This window comes from Microbacterium sp. zg.B48, from assembly GCF_024623505.1.
In the GTDB taxonomy this organism is placed as follows: domain Bacteria; phylum Actinomycetota; class Actinomycetes; order Actinomycetales; family Microbacteriaceae; genus Microbacterium.
Window position 1 is genome coordinate 1 of sequence record NZ_JANJFE010000010.1, and the last position, 25,582, is coordinate 25,582.

At 69.5% G+C, this 25,582-nt stretch carries 24 protein-coding genes and 1 tRNA gene; 20 read left to right on the forward strand and 5 right to left on the reverse strand.

Annotated elements, in window-relative coordinates; all coding sequences use genetic code 11:
* The first annotated feature begins 141 nt into the window (after window positions 1–141).
* From NQ152_RS07240 to der, 17 genes are all read left to right on the forward strand, one after another.
* Entirely contained in the window at window positions 142–1,710 is a 1,569-nt protein-coding gene (locus NQ152_RS07240) for a primosomal protein (protein ID WP_257523515.1), read from the forward strand.
* Window positions 1,710–2,747 carry an HAD-IIA family hydrolase gene (locus NQ152_RS07245; protein WP_257523516.1) on the forward strand — a complete coding sequence of 346 codons (1,038 nt, stop codon included), beginning with the start codon at window positions 1,710–1,712 and terminating at the stop codon, window positions 2,745–2,747. Before NQ152_RS07240 ends, NQ152_RS07245 begins: the two co-directional genes overlap by 1 nt.
* 40 nt (window positions 2,748–2,787) lie before the next feature.
* Complete coding sequence (locus tag NQ152_RS07250) at window positions 2,788–2,955, forward strand: hypothetical protein (protein ID WP_257501688.1); 168 nt, start codon at window positions 2,788–2,790, stop codon at window positions 2,953–2,955.
* The gene (locus NQ152_RS07255) at window positions 2,952–3,767 is read left to right on the forward strand and encodes a TlyA family RNA methyltransferase (RefSeq protein WP_257523517.1); all 816 of its coding nucleotides are present in this window, start codon (window positions 2,952–2,954) and stop codon (window positions 3,765–3,767) included. The genes NQ152_RS07250 and NQ152_RS07255 overlap by 4 nt, the downstream gene beginning before the upstream one ends.
* Complete coding sequence (locus NQ152_RS07260) at window positions 3,764–4,705, forward strand: NAD kinase (RefSeq protein ID WP_257501690.1); 942 nt, start codon at window positions 3,764–3,766, stop codon at window positions 4,703–4,705. The genes NQ152_RS07255 and NQ152_RS07260 overlap by 4 nt, the downstream gene beginning before the upstream one ends.
* Entirely contained in the window at window positions 4,702–6,393 is a 1,692-nt protein-coding gene (gene recN / locus NQ152_RS07265; protein WP_257523518.1) for a DNA repair protein RecN, read from the forward strand. Before NQ152_RS07260 ends, recN begins: the two co-directional genes overlap by 4 nt.
* Window positions 6,390–9,314, forward strand: coding sequence for a hypothetical protein (locus NQ152_RS07270; protein WP_257523519.1), 2,925 nt, complete (start codon window positions 6,390–6,392; stop codon window positions 9,312–9,314). The genes recN and NQ152_RS07270 overlap by 4 nt, the downstream gene beginning before the upstream one ends.
* An 18-nt stretch (window positions 9,315–9,332) precedes the next feature.
* On the forward strand, window positions 9,333–11,042 hold the full coding sequence (locus NQ152_RS07275; protein WP_257501693.1) for a CTP synthase: 1,710 nt from the start codon (window positions 9,333–9,335) through the stop codon (window positions 11,040–11,042).
* Window positions 11,035–11,640 carry an NUDIX hydrolase gene (locus tag NQ152_RS07280; protein WP_257501694.1) on the forward strand — a complete coding sequence of 202 codons (606 nt, stop codon included), beginning with the start codon at window positions 11,035–11,037 and terminating at the stop codon, window positions 11,638–11,640. Before NQ152_RS07275 ends, NQ152_RS07280 begins: the two co-directional genes overlap by 8 nt.
* 1 nt (window position 11,641) lies before the next feature.
* The gene (xerD, locus tag NQ152_RS07285) at window positions 11,642–12,586 is read left to right on the forward strand and encodes a site-specific tyrosine recombinase XerD (protein ID WP_257523520.1); all 945 of its coding nucleotides are present in this window, start codon (window positions 11,642–11,644) and stop codon (window positions 12,584–12,586) included.
* Window positions 12,587–12,773: 187 nt separating this feature from the next.
* Window positions 12,774–13,607, forward strand: coding sequence for a ParA family protein (locus NQ152_RS07290; RefSeq protein ID WP_257501925.1), 834 nt, complete (start codon window positions 12,774–12,776; stop codon window positions 13,605–13,607).
* Window positions 13,591–14,430: a ScpA family protein gene (locus NQ152_RS07295; protein WP_374113574.1), complete on the forward strand. Its 840-nt coding sequence runs from the start codon at window positions 13,591–13,593 to the stop codon at window positions 14,428–14,430. Before NQ152_RS07290 ends, NQ152_RS07295 begins: the two co-directional genes overlap by 17 nt.
* Window positions 14,420–15,022 (forward strand): SMC-Scp complex subunit ScpB, encoded by a 603-nt coding sequence (gene scpB, locus NQ152_RS07300; RefSeq protein WP_257501696.1) that lies wholly within the window; start codon window positions 14,420–14,422, stop codon window positions 15,020–15,022. The genes NQ152_RS07295 and scpB overlap by 11 nt, the downstream gene beginning before the upstream one ends.
* Window positions 15,019–15,864 (forward strand): pseudouridine synthase, encoded by an 846-nt coding sequence (locus NQ152_RS07305; RefSeq protein WP_257523521.1) that lies wholly within the window; start codon window positions 15,019–15,021, stop codon window positions 15,862–15,864. Before scpB ends, NQ152_RS07305 begins: the two co-directional genes overlap by 4 nt.
* Window positions 15,865–15,946: 82 nt before the next feature.
* Entirely contained in the window at window positions 15,947–17,080 is a 1,134-nt protein-coding gene (locus NQ152_RS07310) for a prephenate dehydrogenase (protein ID WP_257523522.1), read from the forward strand.
* The gene (gene cmk / locus NQ152_RS07315) at window positions 17,073–17,774 is read left to right on the forward strand and encodes a (d)CMP kinase (RefSeq protein ID WP_257523523.1); all 702 of its coding nucleotides are present in this window, start codon (window positions 17,073–17,075) and stop codon (window positions 17,772–17,774) included. The genes NQ152_RS07310 and cmk overlap by 8 nt, the downstream gene beginning before the upstream one ends.
* Entirely contained in the window at window positions 17,764–19,287 is a 1,524-nt protein-coding gene (gene der, locus NQ152_RS07320; RefSeq protein WP_257501700.1) for a ribosome biogenesis GTPase Der, read from the forward strand. Before cmk ends, der begins: the two co-directional genes overlap by 11 nt.
* Here der and NQ152_RS07325 read toward each other — a convergent pair.
* Window positions 19,284–19,715 carry a GNAT family N-acetyltransferase gene (locus NQ152_RS07325; protein WP_257523524.1) on the reverse strand — a complete coding sequence of 144 codons (432 nt, stop codon included), beginning with the start codon at window positions 19,713–19,715 and terminating at the stop codon, window positions 19,284–19,286. The genes der and NQ152_RS07325 overlap by 4 nt on opposite strands.
* 92 nt (window positions 19,716–19,807) lie before the next feature.
* On the opposite strand from NQ152_RS07325, the gene NQ152_RS07330 reads away from it, so the two are divergent.
* A complete protein-coding gene (locus NQ152_RS07330; RefSeq protein ID WP_257501702.1) occupies window positions 19,808–20,710 on the forward strand; it encodes an NUDIX domain-containing protein in 903 nt (300 codons plus the stop codon).
* A gap of 32 nt (window positions 20,711–20,742) precedes the next feature.
* Here the strand turns inward: NQ152_RS07330 and NQ152_RS07335 are convergent, their stop codons facing one another.
* Together NQ152_RS07335 and NQ152_RS07340 are read right to left on the reverse strand one after the other, a co-directional pair.
* Window positions 20,743–21,141, reverse strand: a complete 399-nt coding sequence (locus NQ152_RS07335) for an RNA-binding S4 domain-containing protein (protein WP_257523525.1) — start codon at window positions 21,139–21,141, stop codon at window positions 20,743–20,745.
* On the reverse strand, window positions 21,138–21,824 hold the full coding sequence (locus tag NQ152_RS07340) for a lysoplasmalogenase (RefSeq protein WP_257523526.1): 687 nt from the start codon (window positions 21,822–21,824) through the stop codon (window positions 21,138–21,140). The genes NQ152_RS07335 and NQ152_RS07340 overlap by 4 nt, the downstream gene beginning before the upstream one ends.
* Window positions 21,825–21,863: 39 nt before the next feature.
* Between NQ152_RS07340 and NQ152_RS07345 the strand changes: the two genes are divergently transcribed.
* The gene (locus NQ152_RS07345) at window positions 21,864–23,054 is read left to right on the forward strand and encodes a low temperature requirement protein A (protein WP_257523527.1); all 1,191 of its coding nucleotides are present in this window, start codon (window positions 21,864–21,866) and stop codon (window positions 23,052–23,054) included.
* 23 nt (window positions 23,055–23,077) lie between these two features.
* Here the strand turns inward: NQ152_RS07345 and NQ152_RS07350 are convergent, their stop codons facing one another.
* Window positions 23,078–23,665 carry a GNAT family N-acetyltransferase gene (locus NQ152_RS07350; RefSeq protein ID WP_257501706.1) on the reverse strand — a complete coding sequence of 196 codons (588 nt, stop codon included), beginning with the start codon at window positions 23,663–23,665 and terminating at the stop codon, window positions 23,078–23,080.
* Window positions 23,666–23,794: 129 nt separating this feature from the next.
* Between NQ152_RS07350 and NQ152_RS07355 the strand changes: the two genes are divergently transcribed.
* Window positions 23,795–23,868, forward strand: a tRNA-Pro gene (locus NQ152_RS07355).
* A gap of 842 nt (window positions 23,869–24,710) precedes the next feature.
* Here the strand turns inward: NQ152_RS07355 and NQ152_RS07360 are convergent.
* Window positions 24,711–25,322: an N-acetyltransferase gene (locus NQ152_RS07360; protein ID WP_257523528.1), complete on the reverse strand. Its 612-nt coding sequence runs from the start codon at window positions 25,320–25,322 to the stop codon at window positions 24,711–24,713.
* Between the last annotated feature and the right edge of the window lie 260 nt (window positions 25,323–25,582).

A 25,582-nucleotide genomic window follows, 5' to 3' on the forward strand; every position in this document is an offset into this window, starting at 1 on the left:
AGCTAAGCCTCACAGCGCCGATGGTACTGCAGGGGGGACCCTGTGGGAGAGTAGGACACCGCCGGACTTCTTTCGTGAAATGGCCACCCATCGCTGGGTGGCCATTTCTCGTTAACGCACCGACCCGGGAGGATCAAGGACATGGCAGACGACGATCCGACCCGACGCTCACGCGAGGGCGAACCTCCGCAGCGCCGGCGCAGCACCCCAGACGGCTCGCGCCACGAATCGAGTGGCCGCGCCGAGCGCGCTCCGCGCGCCGGCGACAAGAAGCCGTACGTCAAGCGCGACGCCGATCGACCCGCGTATCCGAAGCGCGACGGCGAGAAGAAGCCTTACGCCGCCCGTGAGGGTGAGCGCAAGTCCTACCCACCGCGTGATGGTGAGCGGAAGCCGTACGTCAAGCGTGACGGCGACCGACCCGCGTATCCGAAGCGCGACGGCGAGAAGAAGCCTTACGCCGCCCGTGAGGGTGAGCGCAAGTCCTACCCGCCGCGTGATGGTGAGCGGAAGCCGTACGTCAAGCGCGACGGCGACCGACCCTCCTACCCGCCCCGCGACGGCGAGCGCAAGTCGTACCCGCCGCGTGATGGCGAGCGGAAGCCGTACGTCAAGCGCGACGGCGAGCGACCCTCGTACCCGCCGCGCGACAGCGAGCGCAAGTCGTACCCGCCCCGCGACGGTGAACGCAGGTCGTTCACCCCGCGCGACGGCAGTAGCCGACCGCCCCGCGCCGGCACCGGGCGCGACGAGCGACGAGACGATCGTCAGTCCCGTCCCGAAGAACTCCGTGCGGTCCGTTCCTCATTCGAGGAGCCCGTCGTTCCGGACGAGGTCGTGGCGACCGATCTGAACGCGGCCGCGCGCAACCAGCTGAAGACACTGAGCAAAGAGAATGCTGACGCCGTCGCCCGACACCTGGCGATGGCAGCCGAGGTGATCGACGCTGATCCGCAGCTGGCGCATCAGCACGCAATCGCCGCCACGCGCCGCGCGGGACGTATCGGAGTGGTCCGGGAGACGGCGGCGATCACTGCCTACGCGATCGGCGACTACGCCCTCGCGCTGCGCGAGCTGCGCACGTACCGTCGCATCTCGGGCAGTGACGATCAGATCGCGCTGATGGTCGACAGCGAGCGCGGTGTCGGGCGACCCGATCGTGCGCTCGAGGTCGGTCGCGCTGTCGACCGGGCTTCCCTCGCCCAGTCCGTCCGGGTCGAGCTCGCGATTGCGATGTCCGGCGCCCGCCTGGACCTCGGCGAGACCGAGCGCGCACTCCAGGAGCTGGACATTCCCGAGCTGGACCCGGATCGCGCGTTCGAGTGGAGCCCTGCGCTGTTCTCCGCACGCGCGACGGTTTTGGAAGATCTCGGCCGAGACGACGAAGCGCGCGAATGGCACCGACGGGCCGACGTGGCGCAGGCGGCGCTTGACGCGGCTGACGGATCCGACGACCTCGAGGTGCTGTATGTCGAAGAGGTGCTCGAGGACCCCCGCTTCGCCGAGGATGAGGGCACCACGCAGGGCCAGCTCGTCGAGGACGAGCCCGTCGAGGGGGACCTCTCGGTCGAGGATCTCGCCGAGGGTGAACTCCCCGCCGAGGAACCCTCTGTTGAGGACGAGCCCGTCGACGAGGAGCTTCCCGTCCCGGACGCTCGGAATGCCGCGTCCCCGGACGAGGAGGCAGCCGACTCCGAGAGCCAGGACTGATGGCGCTGTTCGCCCGCCGGTCGCCGGAGCGCACACCGCTTGACGGTGTCGACGTCGTCCTGGCAGATCTGGACGGCGTCGTCTATGCGGGCGACGGCGCACTGCCTCATGCGGTCGAGAGCCTGAATCTCAGTCGTCCCGGACGCCGCATCGGCTACATCACGAACAACGCGTCCCGCACCGACGTCTCCGTCGCAGCCCACCTCAGCGCCTTGGGCCTGGCCACAGCGCCCACCGACGTGGTGACCAGCCCACAGGCCGCGGTGCGGCTGCTCACCGACCGGGTGGCAGCCGGTTCCACCGTGCTCGTCGTCGGCGGCGACGGGCTGGTCGACGAACTTCAGAAGGCCGGCTTCGTGGTCACCCGCAGCTCCGCCGACGACCCCGCCGCGGTCATTCAGGGGTTCGCCCCCGAAGTGGGCTGGACGCAGCTCGCTGAAGCGTCCTACGCACTTGCTCTTCCTGAAGAGGAGGGCGGCATCCCCTGGATCGCGACGAACACGGACTGGACGATCCCGCAAGCACGGGGGATCGCCCCGGGAAACGGCACCCTGGTGTCGGCCGTCCACACCGCCGTCGGCCGACTGGCCACTGTCGCGGGCAAACCCGAAGTGCCGATCTTCGACGAGGCGGTGGCGCGCTTCGCCGCACAGCATCCGCTCTTCCTCGGAGACCGGCTGGACACGGACATCCTCGGAGCAAACCGTGCCGGCATCCCCTCCGCGCTCGTGCTGACCGGGATAGACCGGCCCAAGCACGTGCTGGCAGCACCGGCCGGGTCGCAGCCGACCTACATCCTCCGTGATCTGAGGGAGCTGCACGTGCCCTACCCTCACGCCGTGGTCAGCGACGGCGTCGTCACGGTCCGCGGCGCCAAGGTGCGGGTGGACGGCGCCGATGTGCGCATCCTCGCGGAGGGTGACGATCCCGTTGATCTGCTCCGCGCCGGAGCGAAGGCGATCTGGGACACCGGTCGGGCCATCTACGGGTTCCGAGTGCCGGAGCGGCTGTACGCGGATCCGTTCCGTCGTCCCTGACCTTCGCGGGATCTCCCGCTCCGGGACATATCCTGAGGGCATGGAACAGACCGCACCGCAGGACGAGGAGCAGGATGACCTGCTCTCGACGCTTGAGGTGATCGAGGCGCAACCTCTGGCGTCTCGCGCGGCCGCATACGAGGGTCTGCACGACGCGATCGCGCGCCGCCTCGAGTCCGGCCCGGCGGGCATCACCGCGCAGTCATGAGCACGCGCCTGGACGCTGCTCTGCCGGCGCGAGGTCTGGCCCGCTCGCGCACCCACGCGGCCACCCTCATCGCGGACGGACTCGTCAGCGTGGACGGACGAACGGTGGTCAAGGCGTCCACGCAGGTCGACGACGATGCGCTCATCGAAGTCGCGGCCACCGACCACTACGTCAGCCGGGCGGCGCACAAACTGATCGCGGCGCTCGACGCGTTCGCTCTGCCGGTGGCGGGGCGTCTCGCGCTGGACATGGGCGCATCGACCGGCGGGTTCACTCAGGTGCTTCGTGAACGAGGCGCCGACCCCGTGATCGCCGTCGATGTCGGTCACGGTCAGCTCGCAGCATCCGTGCGTGCCGATCCGGGCGTGATCGTGATCGAGGGATTCAACGTCCGCTACATGACTGCCGAGGACCTCGCGCAACAGAGCGGCATCCGCGAGCGCCCGCAGATCGTGACCGGTGATCTGTCCTTCATCTCCCTCACGCACGTTCTGCCTGCGGCGAAGGCCGTCGCGGCGCCGGATGCAGATCTCGTGCTGCTGATCAAGCCGCAGTTCGAGGTGGGCAGGACCGCGGTCAAGGGCGGCCTCGTGACGGATGCCGCGTCCCGAGCCGACGCGGTGGCGGGCGTGCTCTGGTCGGCGTGGGACGCGGGTCTCGGCACGTGCGGTGTGATCGCCTCGCCGATCGTCGGCACGCACGGCAACGCCGAGTACATCGCGCACTTCCGAGCAGTACCTGACGGCACGGGCCGGGGGGCGAATCCGACAGAATGGTTGAGCACCGTGAACCGACTGACGGGAAGTCCATGAACGAGGCAGAACGCAGCATCCTGGTCGTGGTGCACGCGCGCCGCGACGACACGGTCGCGGCGGCCGCGCGGGTGGTCTCTGCGCTTCGCGAGGCCGGCGCCCGACCCGTCCTGTCGATCGACGACCGCGAGGAGCTGGGCGACTCCCTGGCGCTGCTCGGCGACGTGGCGACGCTGGAGGTCGATGTGCCCGTGCAGGACATCGAGCTGGCGATCGTGCTGGGCGGGGACGGGTCGATTCTGCGCGCGGCCGAACTGGTCCGCGAGGGCACCGCGCCGGTGCTCGGCATCAATATGGGGCACGTCGGCTTCCTGGCCGAGATCGAGCGTGACGACATGGACTACGCGGTGCGCCGCGCCATCGATCGCGACTACGCGGTCGAGGAGCGTCTCGCCCTGCAGGTGCGCGTGAAGGATGCTTCGGACGAAGTGATCTTCGACACATGGGCGCTGAACGAAGCCACCGTCGAGAAGGCCAGCCGGGAACGGATGCTCGAAGTCGTCATCGAGATCGACGGCAGGCCGCTGTCCTCGTTCGGATGCGACGGAGTGGTGGTGTCCACGCCGACGGGGTCCACCGCGTACAACTTCTCCGCGGGGGGACCGGTGATCTGGCCGACGGTCCAGGCCATCGCGGTCGTCCCGCTGTCCGCGCATGCGCTGTTCGCCAAACCGCTGGTCGTCGGACCCGAGCACGCCGTTGCGATCGAAGTGCTCGAGCGCACGAACGGAACGGGCGTGCTGTGGTGCGACGGTCGGCGCTCCCACGATCTGCCCCCGGGCGCGCGCGTGGTCGTGCGGCGCTCGGAGCGCCCGGTTCGCCTCGCCCGACTGCACCCGGCGGCGTTCACCGACCGGCTCGTCCGCAAGTTCCGCCTCCCCGTCGAAGGATGGCGCGGACCGGCACCCTCCCACGGCGTGAACGGCCAGGCTCCGTGATCGAGGAGATGCGCCTCCGCGATCTCGGCGTCATCGCCGAGGCCACGCTGCCCATCGGGTCAGGGTTCACGGCGATCACCGGCGAGACCGGCGCGGGCAAGACGATGGTCGTCACCGGGCTCGGGCTGCTGCTCGGTCAGCGCGCGGACTCCGGAGCGGTGCGGGCCGGCGCGCCGCAGGCGTCGGTGGACGGCACCTGGATCGTGCCGGAGCGGGGACCTGTCGTCGATCGTGTCCGTGAGGCCGGCGGCGATGTCGAATCGATCGGCAGCGGCCTGGCCGAGCTCCTGGTCGGACGATCGCTCTCCAGCGAAGGCCGCAGCCGGGCGACGGTCGGCGGTCGTGCCGCTCCGGCCACGGTGCTGGCCGACCTCGCCGATCATCTCGTCGTCGTGCACGGGCAATCCGACCAGCTGCGCCTGCGCACCGCCGCAGCCCAGCGGGAGGCGCTCGACCGTTTTGGCGGCGCACCCGTGGACAGCGCGCTGCAGCAGTACCGCGTTGCGTACGAGCGTGTCCGCGAACTGGGCCGCGAGCTGACGATGCTCACCGACGACCGCGACGCCCGCATGCGCGAGGCCGAGGAACTTCGCGTCGCGCTCGCCGAGATCGAGCGGGTGGAGCCGCAGCCGGGCGAAGACGCCGAACTCTCGCTGCGCGCCGAGCGGCTCGCGAACGCCGAGGAGCTCCGTTCCGCGGCGGCCACGGCTCACGAGCTGCTGTCCGGTGAGCTGGACGCACCCGATGTCGGAATGCTGCTGGCCGAGGCGCGGCGCGCCCTCGAGCGAGGTCACGATCCCGCGCTGGACGACCTCGCCGCCCAGGTGGCCGACCTGGGCTATCGCTCCGCAGACCTGGCCCAATCCATCGCCGGCTACCTGGCCGACCTCGATGAGACCGGACCCCACGAGCTGGCCGCCGTCGAGGACCGACGAGCGGTGCTCGGAGGGCTGATCCGCGCCCACGGATCGCTGGACGCGGCGATCGAGCTGCTTCAGACCGGCTCCGCCCGCCTCGCCGAACTCGACGACGACGGCGCGCGGATCGAACGCCTGACCAGCGAACGGGATGCCGCGGCATCCGCCCTGGACGAGCGAGCCGCCGCACTCACCGCCGCCCGCAGCGAAGCCGCCGCCCGCCTCGGCGACGCGGTCACCGAGGAGCTGCACGCGCTCGCGATGCCGGATGCGCACGTCGTCGTCGCGGTCACGCCCGGCGCCGAATCGGCGACCGGTCGCGACGACGTCGCCATACTGCTCGCCCCCCACATCGGCGCCGACCCGCGTCCGGTGGCCAAGAGCGCCTCGGGTGGCGAACTCAGTCGCGTCATGCTGGCGATCGAAGTCGTGATCGCATCCGTCGATCCCGTGCCCACGTTCGTCTTCGACGAGGTGGATGCCGGGATCGGCGGCGCCGCCGCCATCGAGGTGGGCCGCCGCCTCGCACGGCTGGCCCGATCGTCGCAGGTCATCGCCGTCACACACCTCGCCCAAGTCGCCGCGTTCGCCAACAACCACCTGTCGGTCGTCAAAGCCAACGACGGGTCGGTCACCGCATCCGACGTGCGCAGGCTCGACGGGGCTGACCGCGAAGCCGAGATGGCACGGCTGCTCTCCGGTATGCCCGACTCGGCTGCCGCCCTCAGCCACGCCCGGGAGCTGCTCATGCTCGGGTCCAAGGCCGCATGATCCGGCGCCGGAAGAAGAAGCAGACCGACCCCGCCGCAGCACCCGAAGGAACACTCGAAGCGGACGAGCTGGACTCGGCCGCCATCCCGCCGCCCGAGGCGGTTCCCATCGAGAACCCTCGACCGACCCCGCTGTACGCCGCGCTGTCCGCTCTGCTGGTGCGGCTGGAGGGCTGGGTCCGCTCGCACGGATCCGTGCGCATCCGCACGGTGACCATCGCCTTCTGGGCCGTTGTCGCCGCGACCGGCGCCTTCCTGCTGCTCGGCCCTGTGCTGAACAAGCCGCTCTCCCTCGAGGACATCACCTCGTCGGCCTCCACCGCCACCGATACCTGGATCGCACGATCGTTCGCCGCCGAGTACACGCTCCTGCGCGACGACCACGGCCGGATGCGCATGGAGGTGGTCGAGCGCATCGAGGCGCACTTCCCCGACGACGTCGCAGAGTCCGGCGTGGAACGCGTGATCGCGAGCCAGTTCCAAGGTCATGACCTGGCACTGCAGATCACCGGCGCGCGGTGGGGCGGGGCCGAGATCCCCGTGACCGTCACGCGGGGCGCCACGTCCGCCACGGTCGGGATGGACACCGGCCAGACGCTCACCGGCGACCACGACGTCGAGCTGCGCTACACGCTGTTCGATGTCGCGTACCCGGCCGTGGACGATTCCACGCAGCTGCAGGAGGAGGTGCTGGACTGGAACGTGTTCGGGCCGGCGTGGCCGCACGCCGTCGGGCACAGCGCCTTGACGGTGACGCTGGCACCCGACCTGGTCGATGACTTCTCCCGGCAGCCGAGCGGGGGCATCGCGTGGTCGATTCTGAGCGACTCCGCAACCCTGACCCCGGACAGCCAGACCCCCGACGCTGTCACGTACACGCTCGAGAACGACCAGCGCATGCCGCCGCACGCCCAGTTCTGGTTCACGTTCCGCTTCGCGCCGGGCACCTTCCTGATGCCGCCGGAATCGGCGCTGTACTGGCTGCAGGTGATCGGACCGTTCGTTCCCCTGGTCATGCTCTCGGTCGCCGTCCTGTTCAGCCTCGCCGCCCGCGCCGTCGCATGGGGCGATGCCCGGGGGCGGGCATGGTTCGTCGCCCAGTACAGCCCGCAGAAGGACGTCTCCGCCGCCCTGGCGGCCCGCATCTCGCGTGCGGTCCTGGTCGCGCCGTTGGCAGCGGCGGTCGAGCGCTTCCAGGGCAACCCCGGTGATCCGGCGGCCCGCCGCGCGCTGGTACGGGAGACATCGCGTGCCGGCCGGCTGGGGAACGTGCCCTCGGCCTGGACGAAATACCTCACCGCACCCGCATGGCGGGAGCAGTTCACCCGCGGTCTGCGCCGCGTTCCCCGCGGCTTCGTCCGAGACAGCTTTCTCAGCGCCGCCGTCGCCCTCACCGTCCTGCAGTGGGGACTCGTGCGGCAGCTGTCCTACCAATTCGCGCTGAGCGTGTACTGGTGGCCGGTGGCGATCGTGTGCCTGACCACCGTTCTGGCTGCGGCCATCGCGGTGCTCGCACTGACCGCCCTGCCGTTGACACATCGGGGTGCGCTGGCCCGGGAACACCTGCTCGGTCTGGAGCTGTACCTGGACCAGACCGCGAGCGGCGAACGCACCTCGCTGCGCGACCCGCTCCTGCCGTATACGGTGCTGTTCTCACCGCCCCGCCGTGCCCGCCGGCTCCTGCACCGGCTGCTTGCCGAAGAGGGCATCGCCCGGCAGGTCCGCGATGACCCGGAGTTCATCACCGGGCCGCGACTGGTGGTGCGAGCGGCAGCGATCCTCTCCGTCGCCGCAGCGCTCGCTCTGAACGCCTGGGTGCCCGCCAGCAGCGCACGCCCAGACGACGACGCCGTCTACAGCGGCGACTTCGCGGGCGACTACGGCATGTTCGTGAACGTCTACGAGACGGATGCCACGCTGATCCCCGAGGGCGAGCGGGTCCGGATGGAGGTCTCGGAACGTCTGCAGGTGGTCGTCGGCTCGAACTACCGCGACGTGCCGCAGGTCCTGCGCCAGTGGCAGGACAAGGTCGATGGTCACGACACGCGTCTGACGATCACGTCGGTCACGATCGACGGCGCCGCGGTGCCGTTCGACCAGGGCCGCGTGCAGGGCATGGCGCTGCTGCAGACCCGGATCCCCGACGAATGGCCCGGTGAGCACGAGGTGATCATCCGGTATGAGATGGACGACGTCATCGGCGCCGCGTACCTCGACGGCGGCTGGCACGACCAGCTGCGGTGGACGGCGCTGAACCCCGGGTGGAAGTACGGCTGGAGCGGCGTCGAGGACGACGTCGAGCGGATCGACCTGACTCTGCGGATGCCGGCCCGATTCGCGGAGGCGATGACCGGTGCCAGCGGATGGCTGGACCATGCGCCGTGGGACGAGGGCGTCGCGGTCCGGGAATTCGGTGCGCCGGAGTCGGCCGCAGACACCGTGGTGTATCGAGCGGAACTGCAGCCGGACGATGACGGATGGTGGTCGGACTCGTCGTACCTGGGTGCTCGGATGCTGTTCCCCGACGGCACGTTCGCCGACGCGAACCGCGCCGAATGGATGCTGCACGTGCTGGCCGATGCGACCGTGGTGATCATCCCGGTGACGTTCGCGATGATCGCCGTGGCGGCGGCGATCATCGGACTCGTCCTCGCGTTCCGCGCGCCCCGGCGCGTCGAGGGTGGTCTCTGGCGAGACGTCGTCCGATGGCTGCCACCGTGGCTGAGCGCCGCGCAGGTGCTCACCCTGTTCTGGGCGACGGAGGACCTGGGCGGCGACGAACCGATCTTCGTGCTGCTCGTGGCATGCCTGCTGGTGAGCGCGATCATGTCGTTCGGGGTGCTCATGGCCACCCGCCGGCCACGCGCCCGCCCGCCTGTCCCGGCTCCCGCACCCCGGCGGCGTCCTTCGCGCCGGCGCTGACTGATAGGATAAAAGCCCGTGGCGGACACTCATACGGCGGATACTTTCAACGGCTCACTTTCTTCAAACGGCACCACCAGGCACATCTTCGTGACCGGCGGTGTCGTTTCCTCGTTGGGCAAGGGGCTCACCGCCGCCAGCTTGGGGAATCTGCTCACCGCGCGCGGCCTGCGCGTGGTCATGCAGAAGCTCGACCCCTACCTGAACGTCGACCCGGGGACGATGAATCCGTTCCAGCACGGCGAGGTCTTCGTGACCGACGACGGTGCCGAGACCGACCTCGACATCGGGCACTACGAGCGATTCCTGGACATCAACCTCAGCCAGGCGGCCAACGTCACCACCGGGCAGATCTACTCCGAGGTCATCGCGCGTGAGCGCCGCGGGGGCTACCTCGGAGACACCGTGCAGGTCATTCCGCACATCACCGACGAGATCAAGCGCCGCATGCGCCTGCAGGCGGGCGAGACGCCCAAGCCGGACGTGATCATCACCGAGATCGGCGGCACCGTCGGTGACATCGAGTCGCAGCCGTTCATCGAGGCGGCTCGTCAGATCCGTCACGAGCTCGGTCGGGCCAACGTGTTCTTCGTGCATGTCTCGCTGGTGCCTTTCATGGGCGCCTCGGGTGAGCAGAAGACCAAGCCCACCCAGCACTCGGTCGCGACTCTCCGCTCGATCGGCATCCAGCCCGACGCGCTGGTGCTGCGCAGCGACCGGCCCGTCACCGAGTCGAACAAGCGCAAGATCGCGCTCATGTGCGACGTCGACGAGGCCGCCGTCGTCAACGCGGTGGACGTGCCGAGCATCTACGACATCCCGACGATGCTGCATGACCAGCGCCTGGACGAGTACATCGTCCGCACGCTGGGTCTGGACCAGGCGGCGGAGGTCGACTGGTCGCGGTGGGAGCGGGTGCTGCAGGCCGTCCACAACCCGAAGCACGAGGTCACGATCGGGCTGGTCGGAAAGTACATCGACCTGCCGGATGCGTATCTGTCCGTCACCGAGGCGCTCAAGGCCGGCGGCTTCGCGCACGAGACGCACGTGTCCATCACCTGGATCCCGTCCGATCTGTGCGAGACGCCGGAGGGCGCGGCCAAGGCTCTCGGCGAACTCGATGGGATCATCGTGCCGGGCGGGTTCGGCATCCGAGGCATCGAAGGCAAGCTGGGGGCGCTGAAGTTCGCGCGCGAGCAGGGCATTCCCACCCTTGGCCTGTGTCTGGGTCTTCAGTGCATGGTCATCGAGTTCGCCCGCAATGTCGCCGGGATCGAGGACGCATCCTCCAGCGAATTCGACCCGGACACCCCCAATCCGGTCATCGCCACCATGGCGGAGCAGGTCGACATCATCGCAGGCGGCGATCTCGGCGGCACGATGCGCTTGGGCATGTACCCGGCGGAACTGGCAGAGGGGTCGCTCGCGCGCGAGGTCTACGGCGCCGCGCGCGTGGATGAGCGCCACCGGCACCGCTACGAGGTCAACAACGCCTATCGGGACACGCTCTCCAGCGCGGGTCTGTTCTTCTCCGGACTCTCGCCTGACCGCAACCTGGTCGAATACGTCGAGCTGCCCCGCGAGGTGCACCCGTACTACGTCGCCACCCAGGCGCACCCCGAGCTGCGCTCCCGCCCCACCGACCCGCACCCGTTGTTCCGCGGCCTCGTCGGCGCGGCGCTCGAGCGCCACCGTGCCAGCGAACTGTTCGATGTCGAGAATGACTGACGTCGCTCCGACAGGGGCCGGCCTGCGCGACGAGCCCGTCGACGCTGAGATCATCGACAGCCAGCTGGTCTACCAAGGCGCCGTGTGGGACGTGCGCAGCGATACCGTGCGCTACGGCGACGATGAGATGGTGCGTCAGTACGTCGATCACCCGGGTGCGTCGGCGATCGTGGCGATCGACGAGCAAGAACGGGTGCTGCTCATCCAGCAGTACCGCCACCCCATCCGCCGCCGCGACTGGGAGATCCCGGCCGGACTCCTCGACGTCGCGGGCGAGTCCCCGCTGCAGACCGCTCAACGCGAACTCATCGAGGAAGCGGATCTGACCGCCGCCGAGTGGCAGCCGCTGCTGAGCGTGTACACCACGCCCGGCGGCAATGACGAGGTGGTGCACGTCTTCCTGGCGCGGCACCTGTCGCCGGTGGGCGAAGCGCACCCCCGCGAGGCGGAGGAGGCGGACATCCGCGTCGAATGGGTGCCGCTGGCGGATGCCGTGACCGGCGTGATCGAAGGGCGACTGCGCAACGGCATCCTGGCGGTCGGTGTCCTCGCGGCTGCCGAGGCGATCCGACGGGGCCGCGGAGCCGCGGGCGAGTGACGTGCAGCTCGAACGAGCGGTGGATGCGTATCTGCGGCACGTCGCGATCGAACGCGGACTGTCTGCTCACACCGTGTCCGCCTACCGGCGGGATCTCGCCGGCTACGTGGAATGGCTCACGGCTCGGGGCGTCGCGGACTCGAACGAGGTGACCGGCGCTCTGGTGGCCAAGTTCGCGGGGGAGCGGGCTTCGGCCGAACCCCCGCCGGCGGCATCCAGCCTGGCCCGCCTGCAGTCCTCGGTCCGCGGCTTTCACCGGTTCCTCGCCCGAGAGGGCATCGAGACCGACGACCCGACTGGGCGGCTGCGGCCGCCGAAGGCCGCACGGCGGCTGCCGAAGGCGCTCACCGTGGATCAGATCGAACGGCTGCTGGATGCCTCGGGGCCGGAGGCAAGCCTGACCGGCGACGTCCTGCCCGCGACCGGAAGCGACGAGCTGATCGGCCTACGCGACCGGGCACTCCTCGAACTGCTCTACGCGACCGGCGCCCGCGTCTCCGAAGTCGTGCAGCTGGATGTGGACGACCTGGCCCACGGCGATGTGGTGCGAGTTCGCGGCAAGGGGTCCAAGGAGCGGATCGTCCCGGTCGGCTCCTACGCGCGGGCGGCGCTCGAGGCCTATCTGACGCGTTCCCGGCCGGAACTGTCGCGGCGGGGACGGGCCACCCCACGCCTGTTCCTCGGCGCCCGCGGCGCACCGCTTTCGCGCCAGAGCGCCTGGCTGGTCATCCAGCACGCGGCCGCGCGGGCGCAGCTGACCGCGCACGTGTCCCCGCACACGCTCCGGCACTCGTTCGCGACGCACCTGCTGCAGGGCGGCGCCGACGTGCGGGTCGTGCAGGAGCTGCTCGGCCACGCCTCGGTCGCCACCACCCAGATCTACACGCACGTCTCGGTCGACGCGCTCCGCGATGTCTATGCGACATCGCATCCGCGGGCGCGCTGAGGCAGCGGACCCGACCATCGCGCCGCGAGGCGCCGAGCACGCGCCGAGGCGGTCGCTACAATCGACCAAGCAAGAAGTAACGGCAGGAGACCGGGTGGCTGGCAGCGCGACCAGGGGCACGACCCCGCAGAAGACGGCACACGCGAAAACCTCACCGCGGCCGAAGAAGGACCAGGACGAACCGACGATGGGTCCGACGGGGCGCCCGTACCACGGCTTCCCGACCCCGCCGAAGCTCTCCAGCCACGGTCCTGCTCGGATCATCGCCCTCTGCAACCAGAAGGGCGGCGTGGGCAAGACGACGACGACGATCAATCTCGCCGCCGCACTGGCCCAGTACGGGCGCAAGGTGCTCGCCGTGGACTTCGATCCGCAGGGTGCTCTGTCGGCAGGTCTCGGCATCCAGACCCACGACGTGCCGACCATCTACGATCTGCTTCTGGACACCAAACGCGACCCGCGCGACGTGATCATCCACACCGCGGTCGAGGGGCTGGACATCCTCCCCGCGAACATCGACCTCTCGGCCGCCGAAGTGCATCTGGTCAACGAGGTCGCCCGCGAGACCATCCTCGCCCGCGTGCTGCGCAAGGTCACGCCCGACTACGACGTGATCCTGATCGACTGCCAGCCCTCGCTGGGACTGCTCACCGTCAACGCACTGACCGCGAGCCACGGCGTCGTCATCCCGCTCGAGTGCGAGTTCTTCGCCCTGCGCGGTGTCGCCCTGCTGATCGAGACGATCGACAAGGTGCGCGACCGGCTCAACCCGACCATCGAACTGGACGGCGTGCTGGCAACGATGTACGACCCGCGCACGCTGCATTCTCGCGAGGTGCTGGAACGCGTCGTCGAGGCGTTCGGAGACGACGTGCTGGAGACCGTCATCGGTCGCACGGTGAAATTCCCGGATGCCTCCGTGTCGGGTGTGCCGATCACCGAATTCGCGCCCGAGCACGCGGCCGCGCAGGCGTACCTGCGGCTGGCGCGAGAGCTGGTCGCCCGTGGTGCCGTCGCCTGACGAAGCCCTCACCGCCGACGGAAGCGCACCGACCGAGCCCGTCGAGGGGTTCCGCGTCTCGCTCGGAGTCTTCGACGGACCGTTCGATCTTCTCCTGACACTGATCACCAAGCACGAGCTGGACATCACCGAGGTCTCGCTGAGCCGGGTGACCGACGAGTTCATCTCGTACCTGCGCGGCCTGGACCCGGACGAGGAGATGGAACAGGCATCCGAGTTCCTGGTGGTCGCCGCGACGCTGCTGGACATGAAGGTGGCCGGCCTGCTCCCGCAAGGCGAGCTGGTGGACGCCGAAGCCGTCGCGCTCCTCGAGGCTCGTGACCTGCTGTTCGCACGACTGCTGCAGTACCGCGCGTTCAAAGAGATCTCCGGGTGGTTCGCCGGTCGCCTTCAGGCGGAGGACCGCCGCCACACCCGCGCCGTCCGCCTGGACGAGAAGTTCCGCCAGGCGGTGCCCGAGCTGGTCTGGACGCTGACACCGGACGACTTCGCCGCGCTGGCCATTCTCGCGATGACGCCGAAGGAGATCCCCCACGTCGGGCTCGACCATCTGCACGCCCCCCTGGTGAGCATCCGCGAGCAGGCGGCGATCGTGGTGACCCTGCTCCGGGATGCCGGCACCCTCAGCTTCCGCGAGCTGGTCGCCGGCGCCACACAGCCGGGCGTCGTCGTGGCCCGTTTCCTCTCCGTGCTGGAGCTGTACCGCCACGGAGCCCTGTCCTTCGAGCAGCTCGAGCCGCTCGGAGAGCTGACCCTGCGCTGGATCGCCGAACGGTGGTCCGATGAGAACCTTGCGAGCCTAGGAGCCGACTATGACCAATGACCCCGATACCGCCGGGGAGGCGAAGATGGCGTCACCGGCAGATGTCGCCCGGAGACTCGAGGCGATTCTGCTGGTCGTCGAGGAGCCGCAGAGCCTCGTGAGCCTCGCGACGGCCGTCGGCGCGCCGGTACCCGCGGTACGACAGGCGATCGAGGGGCTGGTCGAGGACTACGACGGGCTCACCGGCGGACCCCGCCGTGGATTCGAGCTGCGCGAGGTCGGCGGCGGCTGGCGGCTGTACGTGCGTGCCGAGCACGACGATCTGGTCACCGAGTTCGTCAACACGCAGGCGCCGTCCCGGCTGTCTCAAGCCGCGTTGGAAACCCTTGCCGTGATCGCCTACAAGCAGCCCGTCACACGCGGTCAGGTCGCATCGATCCGAGCGGTGAACGTGGATTCCGTCGTGCGCACGCTGCTCGCCCGCGGGCTGATCACCGAGCAGTTCACCGACGCGGAGACCGGCGCGATCCACTACGGCACCACCGATGCACTGCTGGTGAACCTCGGGATCAACTCGCTGGACGAGCTGCCGCACATCTCGCCGCTGCTGGATGACGGCGCTGACGGGTTCGAGGAGATGATCCGCGCATGAACGATGACCTCGAGTCGGCATCCGAGCAGGGAGCCGAGGGCCGCTCCACGGACGGTGTGCGCCTGCAGAAGGCGCTCGCCAACGCCGGTGTGGCCTCGCGGCGCGTGGCAGAGAACCTCATCGTCGAAGGCCGTGTGCGCGTGAACGGCGTCGTCGTCACCGAGCTCGGCTCGCGCATCGATCCCGAGGTCGACCTCGTCGACGTGGACGGGACGGCCATCCAGTTCGATGAGACCAAGCGCTACGTCGTCCTCAACAAGCCCCGCGGCGTGGTCAGCTCGATGCGCGACGAACGCGGTCGGCCCGACCTGCGCGAATTCGTCCAGGACTGGCCTGAGCGGCTGTACAACGTCGGACGGCTGGATGCCGACACCAGCGGACTGCTCGTCCTCACGAACGACGGCGAGCTGGCCCATGTCCTCGCGCACCCCTCCTTCGGCGTGACCAAGGTGTACGTCGCGAAGGTGGAGGGAAAGGTGAGCGCCCAAACGATCGCGACGCTGACGCGCGGGCTGGAGCTCGAGGACGGGACGATCGCCGCGGACCGGGCGCGACTGCTGTCGGCGTCGCCGAGCAGCTCTTCCGGGGGCAGAGGCGGCGAGTCACTGATCGAGCTGACCCTCCACTCCGGCCGCAACCGCATCGTGCGGCGGATGATGGCGGCCGTCGGGCATCCGGTCATCGAATTGGTGCGGCGGCAGTTCGGGCCGTTGCACCTGGGAACCCTCCCAGTGGGTCGCGCGCGCGAGTTGACTAAGGTTGAGCGGGGCGCCCTGTTGACACTTGCGCGTGGCGCGGCCGAAGAGCCGCCGCCCGCGAGCAGCGAGAGCGACTCCGACTAGCGGCACGACGCCGGGACAGCGGCACCGCGCCAGGAGCGGCACCGAGCATCGGCGCCGCGCAGAAGGATCACCAGGAGACCGAGTGAGCGAATCGACGAGCACGCCTACGCGTGCCGCCAGTCCGTTGGCTGCGCGCGTCCGCGGTACCGTGCGCATCGTCGGCGCCGGGCTGCTGGGCTCGAGCATCGGCCACGCGCTCACCGCCCGCGGGGTGGATGTCGCTCTGGATGACGCGTCGCCCTCTCAGCTGCGTCTGGCGGTCGATTACGGCGCGGGCCGCCGGCCCCGGGCGGACGACGAACCCTCCCTCATCGTCGTGGCGGTGCCCCCCGACGTCACCGCTGACGTCATCGAACGCGAACTCGCGGAGCATCCGAACGCCGTCGTCACGGACGTGGCCAGTGTGAAGCTCGACCCGCTCCGGACCCTTCAGGAACGCGGCATCGACCTCGCCCACTACATCGGCTCGCACCCCCTCGCGGGGCGCGAGCGCGGCGGCGCGATCTCGGCGCGCGCGGACATCTTCGTCGGCCGACCCTGGGTCGTCTGCCGCGACGAGGAGACCTCCGCCGAGGACCTCGCCCTCGTCGAGGGCCTGGCCCTGGAACTGGGCGCCACGCCGGTGGAGATGACCCCCGAGGATCATGATCGCGCCGTCGCGCTCGTGTCGCATGTCCCGCAGCTGGTGGCGAGCCTGCTCGCCGGTCGTTTCGTGGACGCGCCGGAGGGCTCGCTGCGACTGGCCGGTCAGGGTGTCCGCGACACGACGCGGATCGCCGCATCCGCCCCGGAACTGTGGGTGCAGATCCTCGGCGCCAACGCCGCGCCCGTCGTGGACGTGCTGGACGCGCTCGCCGCAGATCTGAGCTCGGTCGCGGCGGCGCTGCGCGACCCGGAGGCGCCGGGTTCCCGCCGCGCGGTCGCCGACACCATCCGACGGGGCAACGACGGGGTCGAACGACTCCCCGGAAAGCACGGGCAGAACCGGCGATTCGAGCAGGTCGTGGTGATGGTGGATGACACCCCCGGCCAGCTCGGCAGGCTGTTCGGTGAACTCGGCGAACTCCAGGTCAACGTCGAAGACCTGCGTCTCGAGCACTCGCCAGGAGCGCAGTTCGGACTCGCCGAGATCAGCGTCGTCCCGACCGCACTCCGTCACGCCGTCGACGGGCTCCAAGCCCGCGGCTGGAAGATCGCGAGCACCACCAATGACTAGCCACGATGTGACGGTCATCGCGATCGACGGCCCCGCCGGCAGCGGGAAGTCGAGCGTGTCCAAGCAGGTCGCCCGACGACTGGGCTACGGCTACCTCGACACCGGGGCGGCCTACCGCGCCCTCGCCTGGCACGCGCTGGCCCATGGCGCAGACACCTCCGTCGCGGCATCCGTGCTGGATGTGACCGGCGACTTCGCCTTCGCCATCTCATTGGATCCCGACCACTACTGGGTCCGCGTCGGCGCGACCGATGTCACCGACGCGATCCGCGAGCCGCGGGTCACCGACGCCGTCAGCGGCGTCGCGCGTGTGCCGGCCGTGCGACAGACGGTCAATGCGCTCTTCCGCGACCTCATCGCCGGATCCGGGCTGCCCGGCGTGGTCGTGGAGGGCAGGGACATCACCACCGTGGTCGCCCCTGACGCGCCCGTGCGGATCCTGCTCACCGCGGCGCCCGCCGTCCGCGCCGGGCGGCGCAGCGCGGAGCTGAGCGGGCACGATTCCGCCGCGGTCGCCGAAGCGCTGCACCGCCGTGACGCGTCCGATTCCACTGTCGTCGATTTCCTCACCGCCGCCCCCGGCGTCGAGGTGGTCGACTCATCCGATCTCGATTTCGAACAGACCGTGGATGCCGTCCTCGACGTCATCCTGAAGGTCGTACCCACACAGACGGGAGCGCACGATGGGCGCTGACGACGAATACGAAGGTGGCGACGACAAGATCGCCGAAGCCCTCGCCGACCTCGATGAGGACCTTGCCGAGGCACGCGCCGCGACACTGCGTGCGAGCCTCTCCGACTACGAGCTCGACGACGAGGACGCCGCGCTCCTCGAGGGCGTCGCCCTCGGCGACGACGGCATCCAGTACTTCCCGGCCCTGCCGGTGGTCGCCATCGTGGGTCGGCCGAACGTCGGCAAGTCCGCGCTGGTGAACCGCATCCTCGGTCGCCGCGAGGCCGTCGTGGAGGACACCCCCGGGGTGACCCGGGACCGTGTCACGTACAAGGCGGAGTGGATGGATCGCCGGTTCTCCCTCGTCGACACGGGCGGCTGGGAGCCGGACGCGCGAGGCATCGACCTCTCCGTGGCCGCACAGGCTGAGGTAGCGATCGAGCTCTGCGACGTCGTCCTGTTCGTCGTGGACGCCATGGTCGGTGCGACCTCGACGGACGAGCACGTCGTCAAGCTGCTGCGCAAGAGCGGCAAGCCGGTGTTCCTGGTCGCCAACAAGATCGACGACGCTCGCCACGAGCCGGAGGCCGCTCCGCTCTGGAGCCTCGGGCTCGGCCAGCCGTACCCGGTCTCGGCCATCCACGGACGGGGCGTAGCGGACCTGCTGGATGAGGTCATGAAGGTCCTCCCCGAGGTGTCCGCGGTCGCCAAGCAGGAGATCGGCGGCCCGCGCCGCGTCGCGATCCTCGGGCGCCCCAACGTCGGCAAGTCCTCGCTCCTGAACAAGGCGGCCGGCGAAGAGCGCGTGGTGGTCAACGAACTCGCCGGAACCACGCGCGACCCCGTCGATGAGATCGTCGAACTGGGTGGCAAGCTGTGGCGCTTCGTTGACACCGCCGGAATCCGCCGCCGCGTGCACCTGCAGCAGGGCGCGGACTTCTATGCGTCGCTGCGGACCTCCGCGGCGCTGGAGAAGGCCGAAGTCGCCGTCGTCGTGATCGACGTCAGCGAGCCGGTCAGCGAGCAGGATGTCCGCATCATCGATCTGGTCCTGGAGTCCGGCCGGGCTCTGGTGCTCGCGTTCAACAAGTGGGACCGTCTCAACGACGAAGACCTCGAGAACATCGAGCGGCGTCGGCACCTCGAGCGCGAGATCGAGCAGGATCTGGCCCACGTGGCCTGGGCTCCGCGAGTGAACATCTCCGCCCGCACGGGCCGCCACCTGGAGCGACTGGTACCGGCCCTGGAGACATCGCTGAACTCCTGGGACACCCGCATCCCGACCGGCAAGTTCAACGCGTTCCTGTCCGAACTGGTCGCCGAGCACCCGCACCCGCTGCGCGGCGGCAAGCAGCCGCGCATCCTGTTCGGCACCCAGGCCTCGACGCGTCCGCCGACGTTCGTGCTGTTCACGACCGGATTCCTCGACCCGGGCTACCGCCGGTTCATCCAGCGCCGCTTGCGCGAGATCTGGGGATTCGAGGGAACACCGATCGTGATCAACATGCGGGTGCGCGAGAAGCGGGCCCGCTAGCCGATCGGCGGGTTCTTCGGCGGTCGTACCATCGCCGTCGCGTCCGGTGCCGCGAAGCCGAACTGCTCGTACAGACCGTGGGCATCCGCGGTGAACAGCGACCAGCGGAACTCGGCTCCCGGACCCTCGTCGATCATGGTGCGGACGAGTCGCTTGCCCAGACCGTGGCCGCGGTGCGCGTCCAGGACGTACACGTCCGCGAGGTATGCGAATCCCACGCCGTCCGAGGCGGCTCGGGCGAAGCCGACCAGTTCGTCGGTGCCGGCGCGGTAGGCGCCGACGACCCGCCACGCATTCTCGATCTGGGCGTCCACGTCGGCGCGGGTGCGCCAGCGGCCCCAGTACGCCTGAGCGGACAGCCACGCCCAGACCGCATCGCGGGAGATGCGCACGGGTTCGTCGTCCAGCTCGTACTCGTCGTGTTCCATTCCCGTATTCTGGCCCGCGCCGACGAGTCCGACCGGTCCAGGATGCGGTCCGATCGACAGGCTGTGGCACGCGTGTGTGACAGGGTGGAGACGTGACCATCGAGCCCCCCGCACCCGGTGCACCGCGCCGCCCGTCCGGACCACGGGACCCCGGCGATGCCTGGGTCGTCGCACCGACCGGCGAGAAGTATTGGGGGCTCTTCGGCGCGGCGGGACTGCTCGCCCTGGACCCTGACCGTGGAGTGCTGCTGCAGCATCGGGTGTCGTGGTCCCATTACGGCGACACCTGGGCGCTGCCCGGTGGAGCGCGACACGAGGGCGAATCGGCGACCGACGCTGCGCTGCGCGAGGCCGCCGAAGAGGCCGGCGTACCGGAGTTCGCGATTCGCCCGCGGCTGCTCAGTGTTCTGGATCTGGGCTACTGGACGTACACGACACTGGTCGGGGACGTCACCGCCCCGTTCGAGCCGACGATCAGCGACCCGGAGAGTCGCGAACTGGCGTGGATCGCGCCGGACGCTGTCCAGGAGAAGCCGCTGCATCCGGCCTTCGCGCTGTCGTGGGCGCACCTGCGACCACTGCTGGATGTCCGCCCCGCGGTGGTGGTGGACGCCGCGAACGTGGTCGGCTCCGTCCCGGACGGGTGGTGGCACGACCGCCCGGCCGCCGCCCGCCGCTTGATCGCCCGGGTCGGAACCCTCGCCGCGACGGGCGTCCCCGCCGCGGACCTGGACCTGCCGGAGCACACCTGGTTCCCGGAGTGGGTGGTCGTGGTCGAAGGGCAGGCGCGCGCGGCGGGCGACGGCGCGGGCGGCATCCAGGTGGTTCGTGCCGAGGCATCCGGTGACGATGCCATCGTTCTCGAAACCGCGCGACTCCTGACCACCGGACGCACCGTGTTCGTGGTGACGAGTGATCGGGAACTGGCGCGCCGGGTGACGGATGCCGGTGCCGCGGTGCGCGGCACGCGCTGGCTGCTCGAGCGGCTTTCGTAGCAAGCACACCCGCGCGGACATGCGGCGTGACGCTATCGGTCGCCGCCGTCAACGTCCGGGTCGGCATCCCGACCGCGCAGGCGGTCGATGTCGCGGCGTTCGCGTTTGGTCGGACGCCCCGCACCGCGGTCTCGCAGCGGCACCAGAGCGCGTTCCTCGATCGGCGGGGGCGGGGGAGTCCTGTCCTCCACGGCCTCCGCGGCGAGAACCGCACCGACGCGTTTGGAGATCGGAAGCTTCACCACCAGCATCCGATCGAATCCCGAGATCCGCACCCGCAGCTCGTCGCCCTCGCGCACCGGCTGCGCGGCCTTGACCCGCTCGCCGTTGACGCGCACGTGTCCCGCACGGCACGCCGCCGTCGCCGCGGAGCGGGTCTTGTAGACCCGCACGGCCCAGAGCCATGCGTCCACGCGCGCGGTCCCGGTCATCCGGCCGTCCCCGCACGTTCGCGGCGTGCCGCGGTGCCGACGAGCCGGTCGGCGACCACGACGCCGCCGGCGATGAGCCCCTGTCCAGCGCAGTAGGTGAGCATGACCACCGGGCTGGCCCAGTCGGGGGTCGCGTCCGGAAGGAACAGACGGAACGCCAGAACGGTGTCGGAGGCGAGGAAGAAGGCGCCGCCCCAGGTCACCAGCGGATGACAGCGGGATGCCGCGACCGCGGTTCCGCCCAGCACGAGCCCGTAGACGGCGACGGGGATGAGAAGGCCTCCGAGGTGCGGCCAGAGCACCGCGAGAAGCGCGATCCACCACAGGCCGTACACCGCAGCCCATGCCGGTACACGGCGCACCGGAATCAGCCGCCAGAACAGCCAGATGTAGCAGAGGTGCGCGACGCCGAAGAAGAGGAGCATCATCGGCACGGTCGGCGCGGCGGCGAAGAAGGTTCCTGCGCCGTCGCCGAGCCACGAGAAGGCGATCGCCGCGAAGAGCAGCGTGTAGGGCAGACCCCAGCGCGACCCGCGGCCTCCCCAGAGCACCGCCGCCGCCAGCAGCGGCATCAGCAGGAGCTTCGTCGGACCGGCCAGCGCCGGGACGCCGGCGGCGAGCGCGCCGACATGGACGGCGGACACCAGGCCGAACGGTACGAATCCGATCCAGAGCCGGTTCATTGTTCTCCTCATCGAGCGGGCGGGCCCCATAATCGTCGCATGACCGACGCGCTCAGCAGGATCGGCCTTCGGCGCATGACGGGGCGTGATCCTGGCCAGCCGGGTCGCGTGGCCACCCCGCTCGAGCTGCTGTTCGACCTGGTGTTCGTCGTGGCGGTCTCACAGGCGTCGCAGAACCTGCACCACCTCATCCGCGACGGCCATGTCGGTCAGGGCGTGCTGGCCTACCTGATGGTGTTCTTCGCGATCTGGTGGGCGTGGATGAACTTCACCTGGTTCGCGTCGGCGTTCGACACGGACGACTGGCTCTACCGCGTCATGACGATCGTGCAGATGGCCGGGGTGCTCGTGCTCGCGGCCGGGGTGCACACCGCAATGGTCGAATTGGACTACCTGACCGTCACGTGGGGCTACGTGCTGATGCGACTGGCCATGGTGGGGCAGTGGCTGCGCGCCGCGGCATCCGATCCCGAATCCCGACCCACAGCGCTGCGGTTCGCCGTGGGGATCACGATCGTTCAGGTGCTCTGGATCGGACGCATCTACCTGCTCGATGAGGTCGCTCAGCTCTGGTCCTTCTTCGTGCTCGTCGCGGCCGAGTTCCTCGTGCCGGTGTGGGCGGAATCCCACCGGCGGACCAGCTGGCATCCGGTCCACATCGCCGAGCGTTTCGGGCTGTTCACCCTGCTGCTGCTCGGAGAGAGCCTGCTGGCCTCGGCCAACGCCATGATCGATGCGCTCGCCGGTGGCGAGCGCATCCCGCAGCTGCTCGCGCTTGCGGCATCCGGGGTCGTCGTCACCGCCGGGATGTGGTGGTTGTACTTCGCCCGAGAGCAGCACGGGCGGCTGCGCAGCCTGCGCGCCGGCTTCGCATTCGGGTATCTGCACTACCTGATCTTCGCGGCGGCGGGCGCGGTCTCCTCAGGCGTGGAGGTCGAGATCGATGAGATCACCGGCCACACCGAGATCGCCCATGCCACCGCCGGACTTGCACTCACGCTTCCCATCGCGCTGTTCGTGGTCAGCGCCTGGGCGATCCTCCTGCGACCGACGCTGGCGGGCGGCGCGTCCGCCGCGATCGTCGTCGCGGCTTCCCTGATCGCCGCGAGCGGCCTTCTGCCGGTGGGGGAGTACGCGGTGTCCGCGTTGCTGCTGAGCGGCATCGTCGTGCTGTTGGAGGTCGCGGCGATCAAAGAGACGCGTCCGACCGAGCGAGCGCGAACGCGCTGACCAGTCGGCACCGGCGGTCGCGGTCAGCCGCTCAGGTCGAGCGACACGATGGTCCGGTCGGGCTTCGGGCGCGCGACCTCGCGGAAGCCTGCCCGCTGGAACCCCGACAGGATGCCGTGGTACAGCTCGTTGGGGCGGTGCGTGGCCGCGGTCGTGTCGAGGGGGTACGCCTCGATCGATCGGGCACCCTGACTGCGGGCGAAGTCGATCGCGGCCGAGAGCAGCTTGCCGGTCAGGCCCCGACCGCGATACTCGCGTCGAACGACGAAGCAGCTGATCGCCCAGACGCCGAGGTCATCCAGCGGCACGTCGGTATTCGCCGCGATCGCCCGTGTCCGCAGCAGACGGATCTGCGCGGCCCGCGGTCCGACCCGAACCCAGCCCGCAGCCTCGTCATCGACATAGGCGATCAGCGCGGGCGGAGCGGCGTCCCGGTGGAGTTCTTCGCGGAGCAGCTCCCGCCGCTCGCTCTGGGTCGTATTGTCGAACTGCGCGCTCGTGATCATCCACCACTGACACTGACAGGCGCGGCCGTCGCCGCCCCCGGACAGGGCATACTCGGCATCGTCGAAGCGGTCGGGGGTCGCGGGGGAGATGACGATCTCAGCCATCATCCGACGGTAGCGACCGGGACCGACACGGGGAAGGGCAGGTTCGGGATGCCGGCTGCTCGGCTGCCGGGTCGTTCGCGGCGCTCGCGGGGAGCGGGTAGGATAGGGGAGTTGTCCGCGTGCGGGCATCGGGATGTGGCGCAGCTTGGTAGCGCACCTGACTGGGGGTCAGGGGGTCGCAGGTTCAAATCCTGTCATCCCGACTGGATGGTCCCGGGAACCTAAGGGTTCCCGGGACTTCTTAGTTTGCGAGATGTGACCACGTCATCGCAATGCCATCACTTTGACCTATCCCGCGCCGTGTCGCGGCGGAGGCCCTCGACTGGATGGACTTCGCTTCGGTTGCCTCCGAGTGGTGGGTGTCTGGGTGCGCACCTCTTCGGTATGGACGCAGTGGACAGCCTCACGCTCGAACTCTGGGGGTCGGAGCGACTCCTCAATGTCAACGAACTCGCGGCGTATCTCCGCGTCCCTGTGTCGGCCATCTACGAGGGGCGGACGAAGGGACAGGCGCCCCCCGCACACCACTACGGCACCAGCGGAGCATGCCGACCAACATCCTGATCCGCGCTACGCACACTCGCCGCGGACTCAAGTGGGGCGTACCCCCCGATGCTTCTCGCGGTCGTCTACATTGTGATCGCCGCCGCACTCGCGCAGTGGGTCGCTGCGGTGCGGCGGGATGGATCAACCTGCTCGTGCTGCAGTGCCCGTGGAACGCACCCAAGGTTCGCGGTCAACGGGCCGGTGACGGTCGTGCGAATGCTGCGTGTGCGGGGGAGGGAACGGGCGTACTGGGCGAGCGGTGCCGAGGCGCGACCCGCGGATGCTGTGCCGATCACAGAGCCGCGCTGACGTGGGTACGTTTCAGGGGCGCTGGTCGGGCATACCTGCGAGCGGGCCCAAAGAGCATCAGAGTTGCCTCGCGGCCAACCCCTTGCGCTCCGGACTTAATCGATGCGTGGAACGCCCCGAGGAGGACCGTCTCTCGGGCCGCGTCCGCGGGTGGGTCGAGTTGCTCCAGGCGAGGACTGCGAAGGACAGCTCATCCGTAGACGAGGTAATTGCCGGGCTTGCCCGGCTCACGCAGCTCGAAGTTCACCTGCAGTCCCGCAAGCTCGAGCAGTTGGACCTGTCGCTCGAACTGTTCGTTGGTAACGAACACGCTCCGCGCGAGCGACCAGTCCTCATCCATCCACGACCTGATCGCGGCAAGAAGTCGGACATCCATATCTGAGGAGATCCGCGACTCGCGGACCCAGAAGTAGACGACAGCGTCGATCTCCGCCCATTGGGCGCCCTCGAGCACGGAAGTCACTGCGGCTTTCGTGAGGAACGTCGCGGTTGTCGGGAAGATGTAGACGCAACCGAGGCACTCGGTGCCGCCCGGGTCGAGCACGGTGTAGGTGAATGCACGCCGGTCTACGTGTCGTCGCTCGAGATCCGCGAGGTCTTGGCGATTCGCCTCGACAGTGAAATCGTCGGCTGGCCAGGAAGACTGCTCCCACACGCGCAGATCAACCCGCGTCTCCATAACGGCTTCAAAATCACGCGCCGCGTCCGTAGCCAGGATGGGCCGCAGGGAGAACTCGCCGGTCTTCAGCTCGCCCGGAATGCTGCGCTCCGGATCACCCAACGACAGGCGTTCACCCTTCACGGTCGCCGGTTCCGTCGTTACCCCGCTGGTGGATGGGTTCGCCGCTGGCGTCCGCGACCGAGGTCTCCCGTCCTTGCGTCGTGACATGCGTCAATTCTCACCCCAACATCGGTCAGGGGGCGTGCAACTCGTTCAACCGCCCGCTCACCGACCCATCCGGCGGTGACCCACTCGACGTCGTCGATCGTGCGCAACGGCCCGGATCGGAAGGGTGAGCCGTCGCGGATCGCTTCGTTCTTGAACAGCCCGATCGACGGAGG

Coding starts and splice junctions, on each gene's coding strand:
- NQ152_RS07240 (WP_257523515.1), top strand. CDS start 142: ATGGCAGACGACGATCCGACCCGACGCTCACGCGAGGGCGAACCTCCG.
- NQ152_RS07245 (WP_257523516.1), top strand. CDS start 1,710: ATGGCGCTGTTCGCCCGCCGGTCGCCGGAGCGCACACCGCTTGACGGT.
- NQ152_RS07250 (WP_257501688.1), top strand. CDS start 2,788: ATGGAACAGACCGCACCGCAGGACGAGGAGCAGGATGACCTGCTCTCG.
- NQ152_RS07255 (WP_257523517.1), top strand. CDS start 2,952: ATGAGCACGCGCCTGGACGCTGCTCTGCCGGCGCGAGGTCTGGCCCGC.
- NQ152_RS07260 (WP_257501690.1), top strand. CDS start 3,764: ATGAACGAGGCAGAACGCAGCATCCTGGTCGTGGTGCACGCGCGCCGC.
- NQ152_RS07270 (WP_257523519.1), top strand. CDS start 6,390: ATGATCCGGCGCCGGAAGAAGAAGCAGACCGACCCCGCCGCAGCACCC.
- NQ152_RS07280 (WP_257501694.1), top strand. CDS start 11,035: ATGACTGACGTCGCTCCGACAGGGGCCGGCCTGCGCGACGAGCCCGTC.
- NQ152_RS07290 (WP_257501925.1), top strand. CDS start 12,774: ATGGGTCCGACGGGGCGCCCGTACCACGGCTTCCCGACCCCGCCGAAG.
- scpB (WP_257501696.1), top strand. CDS start 14,420: ATGACCAATGACCCCGATACCGCCGGGGAGGCGAAGATGGCGTCACCG.
- NQ152_RS07305 (WP_257523521.1), top strand. CDS start 15,019: ATGAACGATGACCTCGAGTCGGCATCCGAGCAGGGAGCCGAGGGCCGC.
- cmk (WP_257523523.1), top strand. CDS start 17,073: ATGACTAGCCACGATGTGACGGTCATCGCGATCGACGGCCCCGCCGGC.
- der (WP_257501700.1), top strand. CDS start 17,764: ATGGGCGCTGACGACGAATACGAAGGTGGCGACGACAAGATCGCCGAA.
- NQ152_RS07325 (WP_257523524.1), bottom strand. CDS start 19,715: ATGGAACACGACGAGTACGAGCTGGACGACGAACCCGTGCGCATCTCC.
- NQ152_RS07335 (WP_257523525.1), bottom strand. CDS start 21,141: ATGACCGGGACCGCGCGCGTGGACGCATGGCTCTGGGCCGTGCGGGTC.
- NQ152_RS07340 (WP_257523526.1), bottom strand. CDS start 21,824: ATGAACCGGCTCTGGATCGGATTCGTACCGTTCGGCCTGGTGTCCGCC.
- NQ152_RS07345 (WP_257523527.1), top strand. CDS start 21,864: ATGACCGACGCGCTCAGCAGGATCGGCCTTCGGCGCATGACGGGGCGT.
- NQ152_RS07350 (WP_257501706.1), bottom strand. CDS start 23,665: ATGGCTGAGATCGTCATCTCCCCCGCGACCCCCGACCGCTTCGACGAT.